Source organism: Cysteiniphilum sp. JM-1 (genome assembly GCF_008711525.1).
Classification (GTDB): Bacteria; Pseudomonadota; Gammaproteobacteria; order Francisellales; family Francisellaceae; genus Caedibacter.
In genome coordinates this window covers 83,265-108,416 of record NZ_VXKS01000009.1, presented here as the reverse complement: position 1 = coordinate 108,416, position 25,152 = coordinate 83,265, and the positions used below count along the sequence as shown (strand labels likewise).

The 25,152-nt window shown below is 34.2% G+C and carries 20 protein-coding genes; all 20 read left to right on the top strand.

Annotated elements, in window-relative coordinates:
- Window positions 1-303: 303 nt before the first annotated feature.
- The 20 genes from F3D68_RS05830 to F3D68_RS05735 all read left to right on the top strand — a co-directional run bounded on the left by F3D68_RS05830 (window position 304) and on the right by F3D68_RS05735 (window position 25,118).
- Entirely contained in the window at window positions 304-2,658 is a 2,355-nt protein-coding gene (locus F3D68_RS05830; protein WP_151193510.1) for a hypothetical protein, read from the top strand.
- 264 nt (window positions 2,659-2,922) lie between these two features.
- Entirely contained in the window at window positions 2,923-5,259 is a 2,337-nt protein-coding gene (locus tag F3D68_RS05825) for a hypothetical protein (RefSeq protein ID WP_151193509.1), read from the top strand.
- A 25-nt stretch (window positions 5,260-5,284) separates the two neighbouring features.
- On the top strand, window positions 5,285-5,479 hold the full coding sequence (locus F3D68_RS05820; protein ID WP_151193508.1) for a hypothetical protein: 195 nt from the start codon (window positions 5,285-5,287) through the stop codon (window positions 5,477-5,479).
- 133 nt (window positions 5,480-5,612) lie between these two features.
- Window positions 5,613-6,356, top strand: a complete 744-nt coding sequence (locus tag F3D68_RS05815; protein ID WP_151193507.1) for a response regulator transcription factor — start codon at window positions 5,613-5,615, stop codon at window positions 6,354-6,356.
- Window positions 6,349-7,635: a sensor histidine kinase gene (locus F3D68_RS05810; RefSeq protein WP_151193506.1), complete on the top strand. Its 1,287-nt coding sequence runs from the start codon at window positions 6,349-6,351 to the stop codon at window positions 7,633-7,635. Before F3D68_RS05815 ends, F3D68_RS05810 begins: the two co-directional genes overlap by 8 nt.
- 30 nt (window positions 7,636-7,665) lie before the next feature.
- Window positions 7,666-8,946, top strand: coding sequence for a hypothetical protein (locus F3D68_RS05805; RefSeq protein ID WP_151193505.1), 1,281 nt, complete (start codon window positions 7,666-7,668; stop codon window positions 8,944-8,946).
- A 131-nt stretch (window positions 8,947-9,077) separates the two neighbouring features.
- A complete protein-coding gene (locus F3D68_RS05800; RefSeq protein WP_151193504.1) occupies window positions 9,078-9,503 on the top strand; it encodes a hypothetical protein in 426 nt (141 codons plus the stop codon).
- A gap of 17 nt (window positions 9,504-9,520) precedes the next feature.
- Window positions 9,521-12,436: a DotA/TraY family protein gene (locus F3D68_RS05795; protein ID WP_151193503.1), complete on the top strand. Its 2,916-nt coding sequence runs from the start codon at window positions 9,521-9,523 to the stop codon at window positions 12,434-12,436.
- Between the two features lie 51 nt (window positions 12,437-12,487).
- Entirely contained in the window at window positions 12,488-13,231 is a 744-nt protein-coding gene (locus F3D68_RS05790; protein WP_151193502.1) for a hypothetical protein, read from the top strand.
- A gap of 121 nt (window positions 13,232-13,352) precedes the next feature.
- Window positions 13,353-13,862: a hypothetical protein gene (locus F3D68_RS05785; RefSeq protein ID WP_151193501.1), complete on the top strand. Its 510-nt coding sequence runs from the start codon at window positions 13,353-13,355 to the stop codon at window positions 13,860-13,862.
- Window positions 13,805-14,683, top strand: coding sequence for a hypothetical protein (locus F3D68_RS05780; protein ID WP_151193500.1), 879 nt, complete (start codon window positions 13,805-13,807; stop codon window positions 14,681-14,683). Before F3D68_RS05785 ends, F3D68_RS05780 begins: the two co-directional genes overlap by 58 nt.
- A gap of 263 nt (window positions 14,684-14,946) precedes the next feature.
- Complete coding sequence (locus F3D68_RS05775) at window positions 14,947-15,354, top strand: hypothetical protein (protein ID WP_151193499.1); 408 nt, start codon at window positions 14,947-14,949, stop codon at window positions 15,352-15,354.
- A gap of 35 nt (window positions 15,355-15,389) precedes the next feature.
- On the top strand, window positions 15,390-15,941 hold the full coding sequence (locus F3D68_RS05770; protein WP_151193498.1) for a DotD/TraH family lipoprotein: 552 nt from the start codon (window positions 15,390-15,392) through the stop codon (window positions 15,939-15,941).
- A complete protein-coding gene (locus F3D68_RS05765) occupies window positions 15,941-16,672 on the top strand; it encodes a type IV secretory system conjugative DNA transfer family protein (protein ID WP_151193497.1) in 732 nt (243 codons plus the stop codon). Before F3D68_RS05770 ends, F3D68_RS05765 begins: the two co-directional genes overlap by 1 nt.
- Before the next feature lie 14 nt (window positions 16,673-16,686).
- Window positions 16,687-17,556 (top strand): DotH/IcmK family type IV secretion protein, encoded by an 870-nt coding sequence (locus F3D68_RS05760; protein WP_151193496.1) that lies wholly within the window; start codon window positions 16,687-16,689, stop codon window positions 17,554-17,556.
- Between the two features lie 24 nt (window positions 17,557-17,580).
- Window positions 17,581-18,684, top strand: a complete 1,104-nt coding sequence (locus F3D68_RS05755; protein WP_151193495.1) for a TrbI/VirB10 family protein — start codon at window positions 17,581-17,583, stop codon at window positions 18,682-18,684.
- Complete coding sequence (locus tag F3D68_RS05750; protein WP_151193494.1) at window positions 18,677-19,750, top strand: type IV pilus twitching motility protein PilT; 1,074 nt, start codon at window positions 18,677-18,679, stop codon at window positions 19,748-19,750. The genes F3D68_RS05755 and F3D68_RS05750 overlap by 8 nt, the downstream gene beginning before the upstream one ends.
- Window positions 19,751-19,766: 16 nt before the next feature.
- Entirely contained in the window at window positions 19,767-20,804 is a 1,038-nt protein-coding gene (locus tag F3D68_RS05745; RefSeq protein WP_151193493.1) for a hypothetical protein, read from the top strand.
- A gap of 7 nt (window positions 20,805-20,811) precedes the next feature.
- Window positions 20,812-21,483 carry a hypothetical protein gene (locus tag F3D68_RS05740; protein ID WP_151193492.1) on the top strand — a complete coding sequence of 224 codons (672 nt, stop codon included), beginning with the start codon at window positions 20,812-20,814 and terminating at the stop codon, window positions 21,481-21,483.
- A gap of 50 nt (window positions 21,484-21,533) precedes the next feature.
- A complete protein-coding gene (locus tag F3D68_RS05735; protein ID WP_151193491.1) occupies window positions 21,534-25,118 on the top strand; it encodes a hypothetical protein in 3,585 nt (1,194 codons plus the stop codon).
- Window positions 25,119-25,152 lie beyond the last annotated feature (34 nt).

The following is a 25,152-nucleotide window of genomic DNA, read 5'->3' as shown; positions in this document are numbered from 1 at the left end:
GCGTATTCGCACATTATTATCGACTGCTCGCAAACAGGGTTGGAAGGTTATTGATACCATTGCGGATGTCTTTAATGGCAAAATCCCACAGTTCAATTAACAAGCTGCTGGGTAGTTACCATTGTTTTAATATATTTCAACCGGTAGGACTAAGTAATTTTTTATGATAGTCATTGCATGACTATCAATATGCATGTAATTTTTAGGCACAAATATGTGCACCATCTGTTCTTAATCTATTGATGTCTGTTCTGTAATCTATCCGTCGTGTAAACCTATCAACTAAAAAACAGGATATATTCAATGAAAAAATATTTTTTAAATCAAAAGATTAAGTCTTTAGCTCTATGTGTTGCAGCAGCATCAGGTGCTATCACTTTAGCAGGATGTAATTTGTCTGCTCCTAGTGACGATAATACGCAAAATAATCCTGATGTTGAAGCAATTCAACTACAAATAGGGACCGAAGTTGAGCCTGCAAAATTAATTAAAAGTCAATCGCAAGCAGTAATTAAGCAAAGTATTGCTTTTCCACGTAAGCCTCAGCTAGCTATTGCAAGTAAGTCTGATGCTGAATCAGTTGTGCATTTAAATGAGGTTGAAGTAATATCTAATGATAATATTGAACTTATTTCTTCATCTTTTAATCGTAATGATTTAACTGAAGGGAATAACGCGCAATTAATAACGCATATTGCTTATAAAGGGCAGACAGATCTACCTAATGCAAGCTTTAAATTACATGTTAAAGTTGATGGCGCTAAGGATATTGAGACTGAGTTTGATCATATACATTTAGTCCCTGAAATCAACGATGAAAGTGGTGTTGAGGTTAAGAAAACAACAGTTTATTGTGATGGTAAACTGGTTATTAAATTTAAGTTAGATGATAGCTTAGAGCCAGGAGATAATCTTGTACTTGACATAGCAAAAGGTGAAAATAGCCAATGGTTTTATGATGCGATCAGTGAATTTGATAAGCAACTGATCAATGAACAACAGCAGATTGTCATTGCGGAGCATGAATTCATAGTTGATGATAATGGCTTTTCAGAAATCGTATTACATTTGGATGTTGATAAGTTAGCAAGTCATAAAGAACAATTACTTGATAATGTAAACACTGGTGGTTTGATACATTTTGATGCAAGTGATATTAAACAAAAAAATATTGATATTGATGTTAACTTAGCGCCAGTCACTTTCTCAGAAGATAGTGTATTTTTTGCAAGATCTGATGATCCAATAACATTGCGATTAACAAATCACACAAATAAGAAGTTAAATGGTTTTACTATTGCTGACGAGAACTCTATAAAAGGCATTACTGTTTCTGGATTGCCAAACCTTTTAAATCCAGGTGAGACAGTCGATGTTGAGCTTAATGCGTCAGTAGAAGCAGCTGCCAATAAAAAGCCTTTAAAAATCAACTATCAAACTGAAAATAAAAATAAAATAGAGACTGTTGAGTTGTCCGTGACGGTTGCAAATGCTCAAATTTCTGTAAAGGATATTGAGAGTCGTTATTTGCCTACAGAAGGAGAGTATCCTGTATATACTCTAGTTTCTAACACTGGAGATTTTAATTGGTATCCAGCGGCAAGAGTAAGTGCAAATGCTTATTATCCGAAAATCAATCATATGCCAGATACATCAATAGATGGGGGATTGCCATGTGATAACTATGTAGAAGATGGATTACCTCAAGGAGGTAGTTGCTTGATGCTCGTTGACATCGTAAAACCAAAGACAATACCAGGAACTAAAACTTTTAAAATTATTTCAAAAGCCAAAGATGGCAGTTTCATCACAAACTTAGATAAAAATATTGAAAAAACTTATCAATTTAATACTGTCAAGGAAGGAATCACTTTCCAAAAAGAAGGTGAGAAAATTGATAAATTAGAAATTCCTGCAGGAGAAGAGAAGGTAAAGGTCACAGTATTTAATGATACACTGCAGGATATTCATAATATTCAAGCAGAGCTTACAAATAACAAAAATATTTCGATTGTTAATAACAGTTGCACAGAAGAGCTAGGGGCAAAGTTAAGTTGTGATATTACTTTAAAAGTTAAAAGAGATGGAATAGTTAACACTAGTACAAGTATTGTTTTATCTGCTAAGGAGATTACGACGTGTTTGCTTCCTTCTCAGTTAACATTACCGATTGAGATAAAAGTAAAAGAGAGAGTTATTTTTGCAACTGATGGGCTATATGATGGCAATCTAGGTGGTCAAGATGGCGCGAATGCTATATGTCAGAAAGAAGCAAAAGAAAAAGGTTTTAAAGGTGATTTCACCGCAATTTTGAGCCAAATAAATTTAAAACATTCATATGATCAAGAAGCTCGTTATGTAACCGTTGTCAATAATGAGAGCACAGTATTATATAACATCAATACTATGTATCAAACTTTAAGTGATGTTACACCTCATAAAGCATTACATGCTCTACTGCCAAAAGATGCTGATAACAAGTATGCGTGGTTTTTAAGTGATCCTAGATACACAGCTATAGCCTCATGTGAGCAATGGCATACTAATAGCAATACCCTTGGTAGTGTAACAAATGCTAGTGATAAGTCATTTTTGAACCAGAATCCTGTTCTTGAAAAATGCAGCACACAAAAACATCTATACTGCATGCAAAAATAGTCATCTAATCAATCAGAAAAGATCAAAAAAATTATACAAAATCATTGTTAAAAACCATTGCTTCTGATCGTGGTAGCTATTCTCTAATGTTCTTAAAGATAGCCTAAGCCACTTCGTTGATAAAAATGTCACAATAAAGCTAAATTCTGTGCGCTATATAGACTTATTATAAAAAAATAATTGATTAAAATAAATTCAGACCACTTTGAGTGGTCAGTACAGTAATTTATCACCCCACTATTAAAATAGAATAAAGGAAAATATATGAAACCAACAAAAATTGCTTTAATGTTTACAGCTATCTTATCAGGCAGTATCGCACTGAGTGGTTGCGATTTAAAACTAAACCCATTTAAAAAGAAAGGTGCAGATTCTGAGCCGACACCTGCGCCAGCTCCAATCAAACCAACTATAAATATTTCTGCCAATGGCAATATGCCAAAAATGTTAAAAAAAGGTGGTAAAGTTAATGCATGTCAACGAGTAGAAGTTGAGAGACCCGCATCTTTTGACTCTTTATCAATTGGTGCTCAAGCAGTTTCTTATAAACTTACAGGTATGAGCTTAAGTGATAGTTCTAAGAATAAATTAAAGTTTTCTCAAACCTCCAGTAACCAAGAAAGCAATTATGCTTGGATAGTCTGTGGTGACTTGCAATATGATGGTAATGACGATAAAGGAGCAGCAGATGCTAAATATGCTTTTAAAACATTGATTGAAAGCGCTGACGGAGCATTAGAGGGGCAGTCTAAGGAGTACCAAATTGATTTATCAGAAGATAATTTATATAGCATAGATTTTAAGACTGTTAAGTTTGATCGCTCAGGAAAAGCTGAGCTTAAGTTTACCCCAAAGCTGTCACGTGATGGTGAATTAACAATTGATAAGTATTATAACCCACAGATACAGATTAATGAGCAGTATTTTCCTGCTTTTAAAAAAATTTATGCTTCTCATAATATACCTGTAAATATGAAATGTAGCGATATGCTATGTACACAAACAATAATGTATGATTTTAATGACTTGTTTAACATAGTATCTGAATCTTCAGGTTCAGATACTGGTGCAATTGAGGTTGCGGATATGTTTACCTTTATAGCCGATAATTCGAAAGATCAGGATATCACGGGGACTCTCAATAACAACATAATAACTATTAATAACTCTAATATAAATTTCTCAGCACCAGGGGTAAATAAAATCAACCTACACAATGTTTCAGGAATTGAGTTATCCTTATCGCTTTTTGTTGATGCAGATATGCAAGATAATTTAGGATTAGAGTTTATAGTGGGTAGCAAAAAGTACGCCTTTGGTCAAGATTTTAAGGTTGCAGTAGACGAAATAATAACGCTTGAAGTTAAAGCTACACAAGCAACTAAATTAGGTGAAATGAAAATCAATATATCTGATAATCATCAGACATTAGAGGTTTTAAATATTAACGTTACTTCAGATAAACATTTCAATTTTAGCGTTAAGAATGTCTATAAAAATAACGATCCAATAGTGACCATAACAAATAGAGGTGCATTTGACCTTGATGTATCATCTATGAAATTTAAGCTTTTCCAGGAAGATGTCGTCGTAAAAGATTTAAACGTTACCTTTAATTGTAGCAAAGCATTAGCTCCTAACGAATCCTGTGAGATTATGTTAAAATCTAAAGTATTTCAGGAGAAATCCAACTTTAAACTGGAAATTAGCGATAACGGACTAACTAAAGATGGAATATTTAAAATTCTAGAAGCCGATGATTATGAGCTAGAATTAATACTTAATCCTAATTATGACATCAATATTAACGATAATGTAGTTGAATTCAGCTCAATGAACCTTTACAACAACGATTCAAAAAAAGAGTTCGATAGCAAAACATTTAATTTTGATATTTATAACCCATCCAATAAGGATATTCAGCTCAAAGAAGTTAAAATTAATGGATATGATGCTTTCTCTCTGAGCTCGATTTTTAAAGATATGACTATATATCCTAAAAAATCTGCTAAAGGCATTATATCATTGAAGAACGTAAATGATAGTGAAGATTCGCTCATGGAATTGACCTTTTTACACCCTGAAACAGGAGCAGAAATAAAGCAAAATTATACATTAAAATTCACTAAATTGTACCAACGCATTCTTAAACTATCAAATGAACGCTACAATGGAAAAAGTATTGGTGCTAATATTGATAACGACGATCTTGTTTGTGGAAATGACTTTCAGATAGTACTAACAAAAGACTTTAATAGTGAGTCATCATATACTTCTATATCTAAGAAAATACATTTAAGGGACAATCAGTATTTTACTTCTGAGTATAGTGGTGCAATTGTTGTGCTACCAGGGGGGTTTAAGAATGGAGAGACAATTCAAAATTTACGCGATGAGAAGCATGCATATGTAGATCATAATGAATACTGGTTCCATATGAATGATGGCCAGAAAAACAACTGCAACAGCTGGACATCAGATGGAAAAAAAGACCCTGGTCGCCATGCTTATAGCTATGGAAATTGGTTGCCAGTAAATAAGGATAATGGGGACATAAGCTGTAGTAATAAAAGAAGAGTCATGTGTGTTAGCAAGATTTAGATAAACAAAATAAAAAGGACAAAAAATGCAAAAAAATATTGAAAACAATCATGCGCTTTTAGCTCGTCTCACGGCTCAACGGCAAATGCTAGCAGCTAAGCTCAATGCAAAGAAAGAGATTATGGCACAGATCATGACCATTCAAGCAGAAATTGCAGCGATAGAACAAGAGTATAGCTCAATATGTGGTATTGAGACGCTAAAAAGTTCATACTTTTAACTGGAGTTAGGCTCTCTTCACTAAAGGCGTTTGCTTTGGATACATATTGATACTTTCTGAAATATTTTTATGATGATTGTGGTTTGAATTTGCTAGAATCTATGTTAAATCTAAGTGCTGGGTTACTCTGGTTATGTCAAAACTGATTTTAATTGTTGATGATGATAAAGAAATTTGTAGTTATATTGAACAAATATTACGAACAGAGGGATATTTTGTTCGTGTGGCATACAATGCTACAGAAGCTGAAATCCTAATAGAATCAGATAAGCCTGATTTGGTTTTGTTAGATATTATGATGCCTGGAGAAAGTGGGATTGATTTTTGCAGAAGGATTTATGACCTATATCAAATGCCAATTATGATGTTAACAGCATCAAGTGAGCTGGTTGATGAAGTATTGGCATATGAGTTTGGTGCGGATAATTATTTATCAAAGCCGTTTAATCGTAAGCTACTACTTGCAAAGATCAAGCATATGTTAAGACGCTTTTCAAATACGAAGGATAAGAGCGTTCGTTACTTCATTTTTGAAGATTGTGCGCTTGATTTGTATGAAAAAACATTGATTAGCAAAGAGGGAGTTGTAAAAGATCTCTCACTGTCAGAATATAAGATATTATTGGCTTTGATAAAAAGTCAGGGAAAGATTTTAACACGTGACGACTTGATTCGTCACATTTATCATAGAGACTTTGATGGATATAACCGAGCGATTGATGTTTCAATTAGTCGATTACGTAGAAAGCTAGGGGGAGACGCACGCAAAAATAAATTCATCAAAACTATCTCAGGTTTTGGTTATTTGTTTTTGCCTGCTGTCTTAGCAAAGAAAACGCTAATATTCGACAATGAATTAAGTAGTGAATGTGAGTAAAACAAATATCAGGTATATTTACTCTTGGGTTTTTAGTGTTAGTTTCACCTTGCTTTTCATAGTTGGTTGTCTACTCTCAGTCGAAACCTATTTACAGTATTTAGAACGTCAACGCTATAAGTCATTAGATATTATGGCAAGCGCATTGCCTAATTTATATGATAATAAGTCGTTAGATACATTGTACAAAGAGGGCTTTGCGTATAATTGGTCACACAGCCCTAAATATGATAATAATGTAATAATTAATTTGCAGATGTTTGAGAAGTTATCAAACACTGAGCATTACGCAGATTTGTTAACATACTTGGATAAGTATTTAGATCATAATATGATGCCAAATTATGCGGTTTCTTTGTGCGATCAACAATTGGCAAAATGTTTAAATTTATCGGTCACCGGTAGTGCGTATAAATACTTAGTATTACTGTCTGTATTGTTTTTTTTGTCTTTGGTTACGCTACTTTTTGTTTATTTTAGTTTAACTCAGCGAATGACACATGCTATGTTTCGTTTAACAACAGTTGCTAATAGACTGGGGTTGACCAATTTAAAGGTAACCTCTATTGCGCCATTAAATATCTACAATGCTGAAAAAGCGCTAAAAGAAATTGTGACTCAGCTAGAGCGCATCGTGGGTGAACAAATGCATATGTTATGTGCTATTTCGCATGATTTAAAAACACCATTAACAAAAGCAAAGCTCTATGCAGATGAGCATCTTCTAAAGAAAGATAATTTAAAGCTTAATACTTATTTTGATGAGATTGAGCACCTTCTCACGCAGATTTTGTCTTATACACGGCAACAGCATGATCAAGAGCCTCGGTGTAGACTCAATTTATATGATTTGCTCGAGTCTGAATGCTCAGATTATCAGTTTCATCATTTTGATGTGACTTTAAACGTTGCCGCCAATGATCAGCAATATTTGATAAGTGTACAGCGAAGAGCATTCAAGCGTGCAGTGCGCAATATTATTGATAATGCCTTAAAATATGCTGGTAAAGTGGTTATTGAAATCAGTGCTAACAAAGAAGAGTTAGTACTTTGCTTTTCTGATAATGGTCCTGGTATCCCAGAAGAAATCTTACATAGGGTTTGTGAGCCATTTTATCGTGTAGATTCATCACGACAAAACAACAACGGCATGCCAAGCATAGGCTTGGGATTATCACTTGTTCGAACCATATTAAAACAAAATAACATTAAACTTAAAATGATAAATCGTACGCAAGGTGGCTTGAAAGTGCAGTTTATCATTCCGATTTCTAGATAAATATCATCTGCTGTTTTCCAAGTAATTAGCATGTTGCTTTTTAGCGTAAAGTGGTGCGCAGGTTATCCTTATTTTGTTTCTATTGACTATTTAAAATACATCTATCCCAGAATTTGGGTAACTACATATGCTAAACAATTATCAACCTTAGGGAAAATGAAAAAAATGAAAAAAATAAAAAAAATAATTAGTATATTATCAATCGCAGCATTATTAACTACAGCAAATACTGGTTTGTTTGCAGCTGAAAATGATCCTGTTCTGAAGGAGAAGACTATTGAAGGTCTTCGTACAGCATTAAGCAAAGTACATGATAAGAGCTTGGGTGGTGATGTTAAAAGTATTAAACATTTAAAAATGATGACTGAGGATGCTAAAAAAGGTAAGCATTTAAAATCAATAATTGATGCAATTGTTGTCACAACTACTGTTGTCCCTCAATATAATTCTTTTAGTCAGGATGCGCTTTTAGCTCAGATGAAAACCTCAACAATAGCCGCTGGAGATTCTTTAACAAAGGCGTTACAAAATATTACTAAAATTGATGTAATGAATCAATATATTCAAGAATCACGCGTTGAATTTCAAAATGCTTGGGAAAAACGTATAAGTTTTTTAAATGCTGAAGAAGGCACCAGAAAAAAAGCCCAGAAATTTAATTATTTTCTAGACTACTTAATGTTAAATGGATTAATGCTTTCGCCAAATACAGCTAACCTAGAACAGGCGACAGCAGCATATGACAAGCTCAATGTTATGGCTTATGAATTGCCGCAAAATGCTTATGATGCTTATGACAAGGCATTGGAGATGACTAGGGAGCAAATATTTGATATTAACCAAGATATGTTGATTTCAGAGTTACGTGCTTTTGCAGATAAATCAGCGATCAATAATTTATATAACCTAGCGACGGCTATAAATCAAAGTATTGAGGTTATGTTAGCACAAGAATATCACTTCAAAATTTTTAGGAAAACCATTTTCTCAATTGGATTTCCTCAAGAGGTAAAAGATGTTGTTCACCAAGCTGAAAAGAAGTTTGGTATGAGCGAATTATATAGTGCTTTGCAAGTACTTGTGGGTAATACTGCAGAGAACACAGCTATCCCGATGACTGCTTACTATAGCAAAATGACAGAAGCTGCTAAGCATAATGTTTTTGCAAAACTCATGGTTGTTTTAGCGCAACTAGTTGCAAACACACTTAATCATGCGACAGCTGATGATCAGTTTAATATAACGGATGAGCAAGCATATTATGTTGTTATGTATCATTCATTACAGCAGCTAAATCAAAGCATTGACTAAAAAAACTTATTAAGAATGATATGGCGACTTGGTCGCTTTTTGTTCTTCACTATTCAGGTACATCATGACAACGATTGTTACATTTTACAAACATACTTTTAAGTATTTTTATTACAAAAAGGATATAACTTATGATTAAATCGACATTTAAATCATTAAAAAAAGCATCAGGGATTCACTGGTTTGTTAATATCAACAAAACGTTCCTTAGTCTATTTCGATTGAAAAAGGCAAAAAGTAGTATTGGTGATAAGGAAACTCAAGAGCTTTCACAGGATATATTAATAAGTTTAGGTTTGAATGAGGAGAAACTTACCAAAATTAGCAAAAGATTTAAATTATATAGTTACTTGTTTTATTTGTTCTCGTTGTTATCAATTGTTTTTATGGTGTATTCGTTTGTAACCGATTCTGTGCGTGGTGGACTAATGTCATTTGCTTTAACCGTTTTGTTAACTGCCTATGCTTTTAAGTTTCATTTCTGGTATTTTCAAGTAAGGTCAAGAAAATTAGGTGTAACGTTAAAAGAGTTTATAAAAGCGCGTGGACGCTGCTAGCTTAAAAGGAATCATTCATGTTTGGCAATATTAATCCGTTTGGACAAAATCCAGATGATAAATCAATAGAAATCCTACGAAGTATTTTTGGTGTATTTGGGGATATACCTAAAGAAGATGCTACACAGCCACTGCTACATGAGCTAATTTATAATTTTACAACTGCTGTGCTAATGATTAGTACTATTATTTATGGTTTTATTGTTGTTGTAGGCACCATAAACTCAGCGAAAGAAGGTAATTTTCTTGGCAAAGATTGGGATAGTTACTGGATGCCTTTGCGTTTATCTGTTGGTGCTGGCTTGATTGTGCCAATAGTCAAAGGTTATTGCATTGCTCAGTATTTTGTAATGACGGTTGTGCTGATGGGGATTGGTTTGGCTAATACCGTTTTAGAGGATACCATGAAGAGCGTTAATAATGGAACGCCTGCTGTTATAAGTCCAAATTTAAAAGGTAAACTTGACGATGCTCTGGGGTTAATGGTTTTTAATAATGTGATGATATCCAAGCTAGGGCAACTTGCAATATCAGCGCAAGGTGGTCAGGGCAATACCGTTTGTGAACCTCTAAGACAACTAAGTGATAGCTTGTCTCAATACCAATGTCAGTATCACATAATGCAAGATTATGATCCAACGATGTTTATCCAAAATGAAGGGTTATTGTTCCAATTTAAAAAAATTATCAAAATTCCGTACGTAGCAGATAGCTTGCAATATGGCAAAAAATCTACTGCTTATTTAGACGGTGATATTTATGGTCAGTTTAGAATATTGAGGATGCGGCTAAATGGAAAGCTATTCTTTAACTATTTGTCAATGCCTAATGACACCTCTTTTGCGACATCTTTCCATAACATATTCTATGAGCTCAATATCCCAGACAATACACCAAATTATAATAGCGCTATCATGCAAATCTCAACTGATGCGAATAATTTAACGCAAGAACAAGAGATAGATCTATCTGCACATTTAGATACACAAGCGATTAGGCAGTTGACTGAAGCAATGCTTAAAGCTTTAAGTGAAAAGTCAAATGATACTGCAGAAGATCACCCTGACTTAACAAAAACAGGTTGGTGGGATATTGATCAAGTCTATTTACAGTTAGACCAGAGTCTTAATAAGAATCTTAATAAATTATACGAAGCGCTTAAAACATTTGACAAAGTTTATCAGAACAATAAAGCCAATCAAGACTTGTCATCAGAGATAACAAATATTACATTAGATTTTTGGCATCAAAGACTAAACACGAAAGAGATTGACCATATTAAGAATATCTATGCAAGTGAGTATGAAGCTCCAGAGGAAGAAAAATTTTCAGAAACTGTAGAACTTAAAAAAGATCAACATAAGAGTCAGCCACAATATGAATTTCGTCTTGAAATGTCCGAGACAGCAAAAGGGCTTAAACAGCGTGTTAAAGAAGATAAATGGACGTATAAAACTGAAGCTGACAAACTCAATGCTTATCAGCTAATTGATCGCTACGTGTATGACGGTTTGCCATTTGATTATGCTTATATGATCCAGATTATGACATCCATTATGCAGACAAATGCACAAAACAACCCAAATGATCCAATATATGGACAGGTGATTGTTAGTTTATTGAACACGTTGGAGTATGTTAATCAATCAGGTGTTCATTTAAAGTTGGCTGCGGGAGACGCTAGTGTTGATAATACTGTTAGTCAAAGTAAGCGGATGCTTGATAAAATATTTGGTAGAAGTATTGGCGATGTCAATACCGGAATTTTGTCTGATATCTGGAAGATTGGTCAAACTGAGGATAATGACGGTATTATTGGTGGGCAAACGTCACAAGTAACAAGCTTTATTCAGTTAGGGCATTCAATGATTGATACGGCTATTGAAAGTATTTTTTCTGTGTATCAGGGTATCAAAGATAAGATTTCTAATGTGAAGTTAGCGGCGAACATAAGTTATGGTATTTCGAGTACGTTTACACTCACGGCAGGGTTTATTCCTGCCCAGATTCCCGCTGGTCTAATATCGATATCCAATCCATGGCATCAGATACCTAAAGCATTTGCTGAAGTAGCAAAGACAGGAGGAGATATAACGATTAAATACCTTATGCTTGATTTAACTAGTGAGCTTATAATGCTACCATTTTTATTTTTAATTGCAGGATTTTTATTTATTACAGGTGTATTATTTGCCTTTGTTATTCCGCTGATGCCATTTATATTATTCTGGGCTGCTAAGGTAGCATGGTTACTGCTTGTTGTTGAGGCGGTGATTGCCGCACCTATTATGGCAATGGGCTTAATTTATCCGGAAGGGCATAAGTTGTGGGGTAAGGCACAAACTGGGTTATCCATTTTAGTAAGTCTTATATTTAAGCCAGTATTATTTGTGATTGGTATGTTTGTGGGGATGGTTGCTGTATATCTTGTGGTGAACTTTACCTCAACAGCGCTACATACCATTCTTGGTCAGATTACCAATATGGGTAGTGGTGTAACCAATTCGTGGACAACGGGTGTCGTGTCATTGATTGCCATTTTGACTTATGCGGGCTTTATGGTGCTGTGCTTTCAGAAATGTTTTTCGCCTATTTATTTAATTCCTGAGCAGTTATTAAAGTGGATTGGCGGAACCAGTCATGGTGGCAGTGATGGCTCAGAGCTAAATCAAGTAAAAGGCAATGTGGAAAAAGAGGCAGGAGAAATGAAATCTGCAGGACAAGAAGCCTCGAATAAGGCGCAAGAGTATCAAAAATCAGATGGTGATACTTATGCACAGTCTTTTTCTTCTGGCGGGCAGGCTGTCGGAAGTATGTCAGGGTTTGTGGGGCAAAAGAAACAAGAAAAAATGTTTCAAGAGGCTCGCAATAAAGAGAATGAGGCTAAATTAGTTAAGAATGAAGAAAATTCAAATCAACCTAATCGAGAATAATACATTTGGTTTGGCATTATCATAAATTGGCAAAATTTTTAAGGTGTAAATATGGAAAAGAGAGAAGTTAGTCAACGAGATAGAATAAGATGTAGTCGAAGTGTGATTGCTAAATCTGCTAATAAACTTCTGGTGGCGGAAAGAAAATCTTTTGCAAAATCTATGATTGGAGATGAACTCACAGCTATAAAAAGTCGTAACTTAAAGTGCAAATCTGAATATGGAGAAAATAAGTCATCTACAAACATAGTTTTAGAAAAAGACATTCATTTGAACTCTGATAAAGAGTCAGAAGCGCAACAGCAGAAAGATGCAGTTAAGCTGGTAATTAGGGCAAATGATGTATCTCATAAAGAAAAGCAAAATGCTAAAACGTGTAAAGGTTCGAAAATCTTTGAGCACTATAAAAAGGATAAAAAATATGAGATAGATGGCAAGCGCTTTACATTTGTAGAAGAAAAGGGTTGTTTTCAGATTTTATTTAGCGATAAAGAACTTCAAAATATTGACTTTAATGTAAATAGGCGTCCTCAGGCAAGATTATTACTACAGATTGCTGAGAAAACAGGCTGTGGTATTATTGTAACTCCAGGATCAAAGATGGAAATGGCTCTAAAGGCGGTTCAGCAAGAAGGTGTGGGTAGAAATGTCATTGTTGGTGATAGCCTTAGTTGCGTCAAAGAACTACAAAAATTGAATGAAGCAACAGTAAAACTTGTGCCAAAAACTCCTTTTTCTGAGAAAGAACAACAACTGGATCAGTCTAATGAGACTTCGATGAAAGTTGGGCAATAACAGCGTTATTTGCAATTTGCACAAGTATTAACAAGAAAAAATAAGAAAGCAACCCATTTGATGTTTAAGATGCAAAGAACTCTGGGAACATCAAAAGAACAAAAATTATTAAGGAATAAAAATGGAAAGCACATCAGATCTAAATTTTACTAGCAGTGATATGGAAAGCACATCAGATCTAAATTTTACTAGCAGTGATAATGAGTTATTATTTGGCGATATAAAATCGAGATTAACACAATTAGAGGCTAAATTAACGGATAGTGGTACACGCGATAAATTCAATGCCTACATGAAGATGCTGATATCTGATAAAATTGCGGTCATTACTGCAACCATAGCACCCGTAGATGAGGTGAAAGAATTATTCATATTAGAAGATGGAGGAGTTGATCAAAATTCATTGCAAGAGTATGCGGATAAATCATACTATAGTGTGAATCATCAAGAATGTGATGATAAGAATATTAAATGCGTAATTGCAGTTAATGGTGGTGACGAGGGTGATGCTCAACTCGAATTACTCATTGAGGCAGCTAAAAAGGAAGGGATTCTAATGGTATACACGGGGAAATGGGGGGGGGGCAAAAGCATGCATTTCATAGAGAGGAAGGAATTACAAAGCTCTTAGGTGAATTTGACTATGAAGTAGATAATGCTCTAGATGTTTATGTGCAACTACAGGATTTTAATGATTCTTTTCAGATGTTGGAGCTTAAAAGGTGCTCAAGTGGAGAGTATCTAGATAAGATTGAGCCTATGAAAGCATCCGAACGGATAGTAAAAGGTTTACAATTATCAGATGGTGGCAATCAAGAATTTCTACGAGTTGGTATAGTTGGCTCTTCATATGTATATTTAAATAATCATCAGCAACTTTTGTTAGGCAGCAAAGTAAGAGCGTTGGGGCAGCATGGTGGAAATGATAATGGCAGTGAGTACTGGGCATCAGAGCCAGGATTTGTAATTAATCTAGCTGCAGCGATAGAAATGATAAGTTCTCAAGAAAAAATTTTTAATGACAACGGTAAAGCTTGTGAAGTAAAATATACACCGAATAAATTGATTAAATCCATCAAACAATCTAATGCTACAAAACTTAATTTTGTGTTGACTACTGTGCTGTCTGATGCCGCTGTTGTGACACAACCTGGAAAGCATGTTGATAAAAAATGTCTAGGACAAAAAAACAGTGGTAATAAATCCCACGATGATAAATATCTAAGTGTCGTTCAAGAAAATAAATATGACGATCAATATTCAGAGTTTAGATCTGAATATGTATCACAATTAGTCAAGTTGGGAAAAGATGATAACACTCAAATCGAGCTCAAAAAGCAGCCCTCATTTACGTACGGAAATAAGATTCCTCCCAATTTTGTTTATACTGAACGAGTTAAACGAGATGCTAATATATTAAAAAATCACGGTCATTTCAGCACAACTCCATGAGCTATCAAACCCATTACAAAATTCGTTTTTGGGCGCCCCTATGTGTCAGAGCCCTCTTTCAAAACTAAATAAAAATGAATAACCGCCGTCATTTGCTTGATTGTGGACTTAGGAGAAAGTCCTTTCAGGGGGGGTGCTGAGTGTAAGCACTTATTTGTGCGTATTATGATCTTCTTTATTTTTATTATCAAAATACAATAGTGACGAACAAAGCTAAAGTAGCTTTAAGAAAATTGACATAAACACACCTAAAAGGACTCATTATGAAAAATAAAGCAATTAAATCTTTAATCATTGGTAATATTCTTTTCTTATCAGTGCTAGGTTCTTCCCAAGCTTTTGCTGGATATTCCAGTGGTGATTGGTTAAGTATGGCAGGTAATTTATGGAAGCAAATTCAAGGGATGATTACTTTTGTTCAAATTATTGCCACATTGATAGGTGTTTGGTTTTGTTTCCATGCACTACAATTATTTAGAAAACATCATACGTCTCAAGGGGCGCAAGGTGAAAATATTAAAAATGCGATTGGTCATGCAGCTGTTGGCGTTTTTCTAATAGGCTTAATCCCGATGATTCAAATGCTGCAATCAACTGTGATGAAAAATGCTGGTGATGGGGAGTCTCAAAAAACATTCCAGATTAATCAAGGTGATTTTGATATCAAATAACGAGTCTAGTTTCCATTATTTGAATAGAGGTGATAATGAAAAGTAATATTAAAATAAGCAAGACAATTCAGTTGATAGCAATGACAGGCGCACTAGTCTGTTTATCAGGTTGTTCAACCATTATGTCTTTGCCTGGTGTTTCGTATTTTAAGAAAAAACCTGAAAAAGCAAATACAGGTGTAACAGGTCAACAGTTAAATGAAACCGTGTTGTTGCAAATAAATCAGTCAGCTGAACGTATTTCAGTATCTTTAAGTGAGCTTAATCGTGTTTATGCTATGGCACATAAAACGACAGAGATGCCATTTCAAGATGTCGATGGCAATAAGTTATCTAAAGCACTTGAAATTACTTGGTATGGTGCTGTACAACCCTTGTTGGAGAAGATTGCTGAGAATGTTGGTTATCAATTCCAAGTTTTTGGAACAGAGTCAGAGTTTCCTGTTATTGTGAGGGTTGGAGATGATCGTTCACCTAAAAAAGCTACTGCATTCGAAATTTTACAAGATATCCAGCTGCAGAGTGCTAAACAGGTCAAAATTTTCATCAATACTGACAAGAAGCTAGTTAGTATGAGGTATGTTTAATGATTTATGATTCACCAGATCTTTATTTAGACACTGTCTATGATAATAAGATCGTACAAAAAACGGATGAAAAGTTTAATATTAGAAGTAAGGCATTAAAAAATGCCGCTTATGAATATGGGACTCAAGCAGGCTTATATTGGGCATCGGAAACAATTAATAGAACGCTACGTCTAATCTCTAATACACTCGATCAAGTATATAACTTTGCACCTCTTATCTTGGAGAGCAATATTTTACCACCGGTAATTATTAGCTCAAAAAATAAAATGCAAGTACAAGATTATAAGGTTACTTTTTCGGGATCTTTTTATAAGATTGTACGCCCTGCTAAGTTTTATTCTAATATGCCTACTTGGCATGACTATTTGATTTTAAATTACCCTGAGCCATTAAAGCCAGATATCTCTATCATGCCGAAGAATACTCAAGAGCAAAGTCTATGGAATAGATATTTATCCGATGCAACGGTGATTGGTGTTAATCAGGCTAAGCAAATATACACACAAAAATTAAGTGAGCTTGAGCGTGATTATGTTGGGATGATCTATTATAAACGTTTGTTTAGCAATGGGATGGTTGATTATCCTGTTATTAGCTCTACTCAATTAGCTGTTTCAGCGAAAGATAATGCTATGTCAATTGATAATCGTGCTTTAATGATTGATAAACAACCACAGTTAAATGCTAATTTACAGGATTGGAAGCCAGAAGTGGAAGCTTTACGGTAAATAAGGACACGAATATGTTAAATATTTTGATAACACTACTAACCATTGCGATGTCAGTTAATGTTGCTTGTGCAGCAAAAACAGCTATTTCAAGTGATTCCGTACCTAAGAACTCAGCAGATTTTACTCAAGCGCTTGATAAAAGTTTTCCCCTATCAAGTGATGAAATTGCTCAGATTCGAGAAAAGGCTGAAGAAAACGAAAAAGCAACTGCCGTTATGCCAGGGCAAAGTAGTGTTGCATCAGCTCCTAGAATTCTAAATATTGACCTAAATCCAATGGCACAGACGGTACCTCCGGTTATTCGTCTGGGATTAGGCAGGATAAGTTCTGTGGTAATGACTGATATTTCTGGAAAAAATTTAAAGGTATTAAAGTATAGCTTGGGTGATAGTGCAGCTTTTAATGTTGAATATGTAGAAGAAACTAAGGTTATCATTTTACAAGCTAAGCAGGCGTATCAAGAAACAAATCTTTTAATTATTGTTGAAGGAGTACAAACACCGATTATGCTGACTTTAACCTCAGGGCAAAAAGTATATGACTCAATCGATTATGTGCGGATAACAAGAGCAGATGATATTCAAGGTATGCAAGCTAAGCCAAATTTTAAAACAAGCTCCGTTCTCACACAATTGTTAACAGGAATAGCACCACAAGGAGCTAAGCGACTTACAATAGACTCTGAAGGCTCTAATCGTATGTGGAGTTGGCAAGGAAAATATTTGTTGGTAACAAATGGCATCTTGTTGTCGCCACGTTGGCAAGATAAATCCTCAGTAAACAATGGTGATGTTACTCTTAATGCTTATATTTTTGATCAAGCATCTAGCTTGGTTGTTAGTAACAATGGTCATGTTGAATCAGTTAAAGTGCAAATTTAGCATCTAAAAACAAAGGTACTTGGAATGAGTTTAATGAGAAAATTGATTAAGAAACCATCGGTTAAATTATTAGGTATTGCTGTGATTGGTGTTTGTGTGATAAGCATTTATTTTGGTGGTAATGAAAAGTCTGGAGCTGATTTGCCACCGAGTAAAATTGATAGTATTAAGCAATCCAAAAATAAAATAGCTTATCAAGAGCTTATGAAGAAGTATAATGAGCAGATTTATGATGAGGCTGAAAAAAATGGTAAAAGCTATATTGAAAGCACTGTACAAAAATATAATAAGCAAGAACTCGAGTCTGATCAACAGGCACAGAGCAGATCACTTAAGGATAGGGTGCATAGTCAGTCAAATATATTAGAAAAAACAAAAAAAGAGTATGTGAAACAACAGCAAAGTGTATCTCATGATCAACAGATTAAAGAAAATGTTGAAATTGCTGAAGCGCGTGATTTACAAGATGCTTTTACAAAGTTAAAAGAAAAATGGGGTAGAAATTATACTCTTACTACTACAAAAATAGCTGTAGATGATAGCTCTGAAAAAACGGCACATGAAATATCCTCAGAGTTACCACCTAGAATTCAAGCGGGTGAAATTTTATTTGCCGTTATTCATACCTCAGTCAACAGTGACCAAAAAGGCACGCCAGTATTGGCTGAAGTTGTAACAGGAGAATATAAAGGTGCAAAATTAATAGGTGCATTTCAACTAGCGGATAAATCACTTGTAATTAAATTCAATATGCTGGCACTTCCAGGGCAAAAGGCTTTAGCAATTGATGCTTTTGCTGTTGATCCTGATAGCGCACAAATGGGAATGGCGTCGGATGTTGACAATCACTATCTATCACGTTACGGCAGTCTTTTTGCGGCGTCATTTTTAGAAGGATTTGGTAATGCATTCAATCAGTCTAGCAACTATTATATATACCCATATGACCAAAAATTCCCGATCCAGAGAGAGGTTACGGTTGATGATGCCATTGCTTCAGGTCTAGGTCAGATGGGAACCGCTATGGCTGATGAAGTAAAACAAAACTTTAGAAGACCTCCAACGGTTACCTTAAATCAAGGGACTTCTATTGGTGTGTTATTTAATAAGGATGTGATGTATGGATGATATTAAACTATTCAAAATACATTATTTTACAGAAAGTGATTTAGCAGACATCTTATCTTTTTATGCAACTAAACCGATTAGTGATATTCATTTTCAAGTTAATTCGCCGATCAAAGTGCGCTCAAAGGGGTTGCTCTTATCCATTACTGATAAACCTTTATTTCATCAGGAAATGATTGATATTGTTAATGCATTGTATGGTAGTAATGGCTTTGCTGAAATTTTAAAAGGAAATGAGTTGGATTTTTCATACTCTTTGAAGCTATTCGACAGTAGTGTTGTGCGTTATCGAGTTAATATTACTGCCTGTAATGGTGATTTTAACACTTCAGGGCAAATTACAATGCGACTTATTCAAAATAGCATTCCACAATTGACCCAGTTAGTAGTTGAAGATGATTTAAGGCAGATATTAGTTAAACATAAAGGTCTAGTAATTATAGCAGGTTCGACCGGCTCTGGTAAAAGCACATTATTGGCAAGCGCTTTAGAGTATCGTATGCAAACAGAGGCGTGCAAGGTTGTAACGTACGAAGCACCTATTGAATATACATTTAGCCCAAAAAGGACAGATTCAATTATTACACAATCGGAGGTTCCCAAACATATCCAAAGTTTTGAATCAGGTATTAGAAATGCGATGCGTCGTGACCCTGATGTAATCATGGTTGGTGAAACGCGTGATTTAGATACTTTACTAGCGCTGTTAAATGCTGCAATTACTGGTCATGCCGTGTGTACAACAATGCATAGCCAAGGTGTGGTAGATACTTTTTCTCGAATCAAACATTTATTAGGTGATGATAGGTTGGCTATTTTTGACTTAATACGTTCATTGGATGCAATAGTTTGGCAGAAATTAATTCGTACAAAATCAGGGAGTTATGAGGCTATAAGGGAGTATCTAATATTAGATGAAAGAACCAAAACTTTAGTAGTAGATGCACTGCAAAAGAATGACCTAAATTTATTGGATATTTTATTAAAAGAGAAAAACACACACCGGCAGAATAAAATTGAGAATCTTATTTCCAGAGGTGAATTAGATAATAGCTTATATATTTAAAAATTATGGAGTTGTGATGTTAAGAAGATTTATTAAAGGTTGCCTTTTTGTGCTTACGTTATCCTTAAGCATTACCTTTGCTGCAACTAAAATTGTGATTGATAATGTGGATACTGAAAATCAGGAAGTTAAAGTTGAAATAGAGAATACGTTATGTGCATCATTAAGTTGGAATGGAACCATTTATTTTTATGATGAAAATAATAAACTCTTGGGCTATAAAAATTTTATTAAAATAGGTAATATTCAAAACAACTTAGATGCGAACATACCTCAAAAAACTAAAGCTAAAATAGTTGTAAAAGTGGGCACTCAGAAGTTGCCCAGATGTAGTTATTCTAATTTTGGTCATGTAAGATTGGCAAAATTTAGGCTTATAGTTACCGATAAAAAGACAAGAAAAGTTTATTCAAACACATTTGCATTTATAGATACTACTGGCGGTAAAGAAGAAGGGTTTGTAAATCAATTAGTTGATCCTGATATTATGGATGATTTAATTAACGAAAAAGATAAGCATTTTAATGGAGAGGAGCTACCAGAATCTACTGATCAAAATCTGTTGCATAAAATATTTGATACACGTAAAGCAATTACTTTTGGCTTTTGTAGCTTAAATAACAGAGATGGCGCAACTGACTGTCAGCAGACGAAGGTTACTAGAGTTAGTAAGGGTGATTATGCTGAGCTATACATCAGACTACTTGAGAAGCCTCAAAATATAAGCTTCTTTGGCTTGGAGCAGTTTATTATGAGAAATGATTCAGGCGAATCTGTTTTTATAACACAAGAAGATATAAAAAATAACGGCTCAGATATTATTCCTTGGTCTACTATCTTGAATAGCGGCAAAATTTGTAAAGGAAATTATTGCTGTAGTTATGACCCAGGATTTAAGAATATCAACTGTATGAGTGATGGGTTAGAAGTAAAACTTCCAAATCCAAATAGTTTGCAAATATTTTGTCTTGAAAATGGAAATATCACTCAGTCATGTATGATTGCTAGTGGAAATAGTAAAAATAGATATAAAAGTAACCGTTGGCTATGGTAGTAAATTTATGGAAAATATAAACAAAACAATAGATAATTACTCATTTTTTGATGCTGCGGCAAATATAAACTTTTCGTTTGTTGCAAATATGCCAAGCATCCAAAGAGAAAGCATTGAAAAATATATCAGTAAAGCACTTAATTCCGAGGCGTTTAAGCAAAAATTTAATTTTGGAATAATTAAAAATAAAGACAATCACATTCATCTTTCTGTGAGTGAGGATGATTCTGGTTATTACCTGCTTGAGGGTAGAATTAACTTTAATGTTGAACTTTTTAATCATGATACTGAGTTAGATACATCACCCGAGGTGCGTGAGGGAAAGTTAGAAATCACAATTATCCATGAGTTAGCTCATGCATTGCATTCGATAGAGTTGGGTGCGGATGATTATATTCTGAACTTCAAAAATACTCATGCCTCATGCTCAGAATATACTAATTTGGAAGAGGAGTTCATTATTAAAGAAATCGAGAAAAATTATATTGAACAGGATGAGCACTTGAGCAAACTTTTTGTTGCTCGTGGCACACACCAACGTTTTGTCATCACCAAAGCTGAATATGATACGCTTGAGAACAAAAAACAGTACCGACTGCCGAGCCCTTTTCGAGAAAATGATAATCAGGATATTGACTCTGTTTCATCAGAGAGTGATTCAGCGAATGATTATAAGTAATTATTAATTACATAAATACAGTCTAAAAAACAAATTACTAGGAGTTTAATATGACTAAGGATAATAAACATAAATTAACTCAATTATTGACACTGCTAAATGACTTGGGAAGTACTCGGTATGAGATTGCAAGTCAATTAGAGAGAGAATTTTTTCTGAATCAGACAAGAGATAATATATCACCAAGATTTTTTGCTCAGAGACTAAAATCATTAGGGAAAAGGGTGGAAAGTGTTACTGATGACTCAAAATGGCTAAATGAAGATTATACCAATGAGTATTATAATACATTAGAGACGATTTCCACTAAAAATATGCAATACCTAGATAGTATTTTAGAAATGTCAGAAGAGCGTCGGAAGGTGAATAATAAAATTAAAAACATTAAAGAAAATTATGTGATTGAAGATAAAAAAAAAGTTATTATAAGAAATGACTATGTATCTAAATTGCAACAAGTAGTTGAGCTTATGCAAGACATGGTTGAGGATAGAGATTTAAAAGAAGTTGTTACCAAAGTTGCTGTCTTGTTAAAAAAACCATTAAGCTATGCATTAGCACTACAAAAATGGAATGAAGTTATTGAAGATGCTGAATTTCAGCATGCTAAGCTCGTACATCATCAGGATGATGCCCGAGATTATGAAGATAAAAAACGAAAAACAAAGCGCTATCATTATCAGCAAGTAGACTTAAAAAGCTTGAATACTTTGGTTTTGTCTTGGTTTAAATTACATCCTAATGTATTTCCTAAAAGCATAAAAGGGCGCGCTACGTTTAGTATTAGCGCAGGTAATTTTGTAAATGATGTTGATGATCGCAAATTTACAGGAACTGTTGCACTTGGATTAAATAAAGATAAAGGAATTCTAGTAGACAGTAAACGTTATCGTTCTGCTCAACAGTATTTTGATAATATTGTGCTAAACATTCCAATGTCAGCACAATATGTCAATACAAAAGAGATGGATCCAGATCTTAATACTTTTAAAGCACATATTGAAGGGATGATTGCTGATAAAAGTGATAATAATACTCTTGATATTCATCCAGAAAATGTTTCTAGTAAATTACGCGACAAAATTCAATCAGCCCAAGCAGTTCAAAGTTTTGGGGACGTAGAAGATATGCTGAGTGATATTGATTCTGTTGATCTAGACTCTAATGGTGTTGGAGAAAAAACTCAAGTGATAAATCAGGATTTTAAGATGGGCAGTAAATCAACAAAATTAAGCTATGAGGACTTTAGCCAAAGAGTCAAAGTGTTAATGGCACAAAATAAGCTTAGTGAGCCGCTTGAGCTCTTATCTGCTTCAAATAAAGAAACGTTTGATAGTCAAGAAAGTAGTAGGAAAAAGCTATATAAAACCTTAGAAAGTTTGCAAGAATATGATAAGGATCAGTATGAAATCGATAGTCAAATAAAACCTTATGTTCCGGTTATGTCTGCTAAAAAAACTAAAACCACACTCAATCTGGCTGAAGAACTCAGCTTTGTATCGCAAGTAAGGAATAATGCCTTAGATTTTGATTATCAATTATTAGACTCTGATTTAAAAAAACTAATAAAAGCAGCGAGTTTGGAAGAAAAAGTTATTATAGCGCAGTTAGATAGCAATGATGGGTCACCAAGCCAAGATAATATATTATCTTTGGCAGATGCAATTAGTAAGCGGGTTACAGAACAAAGCTTCGCTATCAATGATTGTTTTGGTTTGATTTTACGTGTTGGAGGTAATCATTGGATTAATGCTGTAGTTAATATTAACTCTACAGATAAAAGAATATTACTTAAAGTAACAGATAGTTTTGGTGATACATATAATGCTAAAACAGCGGCTCAAGCAATTGAAAATGCATTAACTAAAAGTATTGTTGATGATAGTTATGGTCATGCTTTACTAAAGAAAGAATATCAAGGTGATGAATCGGAAGCCAGAATATATCGCTTGTATAATGATTATTTGGGAAATAACTTGTTTAGTGAGCCGATGTCGGTTAAAAAAATTGAAAACTATCGTAATTATCAATGCGATTTTGAAATCACAAAATATAAAAGACAAAAGGATACTGTAAGTTGTGGTCTTTGGGCATTTGCCGATCTCGCGCAAAAGCTACCTACTGATCCAGCAAATATCTTTATGCAAGATTTGCATGGCATTAACCTTGGCAAGATTAATGACAAGAAGCTCAGAATGCAGTTGGCTGAAAGTCTTCATAATGGTATGGATTTAATTAATGATCAGCAAAGTGATAAAAAATCAATAAAAGAGAGGATGGAGGAAATACACATCAGAACTTTTTTTGAAGAGGGTGAGCATAAAAAAGTAACAGCCAGCAAACTTTATGAAAAACAACAAGCTTTAATTGATTTCTTGCTGTCCAAAAAACCTAACGAATATCAAAATAAGAAATTATCAGAGTTTTTTGAAAAAGGGACATCGGCAGAAGATATTACAAATTCTTTATCAATAATACGTTCAATCATGGTTCAGAGAGAAGCCAAGTTATATCCGGCATCAAGGAAAGATCAACATTTAGCATTAGAAAAGACAGTAAATGATATACACAAAGGTTTTAGGCTTGAAAGTAAGTTCAATATTGAGGGTAATCCATGCATGTTGACAGAGAAGCTTATGCAAGAGAAGTTACAAAGCTCTCTGTCACGCATGACGGGTAATAGTAATGTTTGGCAACACAATATGAGCTATAATGATAAAAAACTTTGGTGTCGAGGAGGTTATTTAAAAAGTTCTATTGGTGTTACTTATTTAGATAAAAAAGATATTTCCAGACAAAAACACACAAGTGAAAACTACAATAATTTATATTGTAGCATGAAAGAAATTAATCCGAAGCCAAGAACAGATATTGTTTTATTTCAAACGTTAGTCAATCAAGGTTTGAATGCTGAAGGTAAAATGCTCGCAATGAAAAATAGTGCTTTAGAAAAATTATCGAAACGTGAAACTAAAAAACTTATTATTGCAACAAATCATTCATTGAACTTAAGTGGTATAGCCAAATTAAATAATTTTTTTGCTAATTCTTGGCTTGCAGGAAGAGGTGTGGATTATCGCTCGAATATTGTAAATCAAATGAAAATTAATTTAAATTATAAAAAACTTAGAGCTACAGATATTGTTAGGCAAAGCTTGGATAAGTACGAGGAAGCAATGCTCAAAATAAACCCTTCTCGTCGGGATATGCTATCAAGAGCAGCATATGAGCTTATTGCAGTAAATCAAGCGGGTGGTATGGTGCATAGCTCTTGTAAATCAGGCAAAGATCGTGAAGGTTTATTGTCTATTTTTGCAGATAGTTTGTTGATTTATAGACAGGAGTATAAGGATGGTTTCCCTGACTTGTATAACAAGGAAGATCAGAGGAGATTTGCAAAAATCTTTAAGTCACTTTTTGATAGTGAGCATATTATGAAAGTTGCAAATTTAAATGCTCCGGCAAGTTACGGGATTAAAAGCATTAAAAATATTTTACCTGATTTTTTATACAGGGAGGTGCAGAGCGATATGCTGGAAGTATACAAAAAATCTTCGAGTCTAAATAAAAAGTTCCCTAAAATTATTAGTGCACAAAAGGACGATGTATCCATCGCGACGGCGGTAGTATTTTAAACGTGTTGGTGATTAGCAAGTGATCTAGGCAATG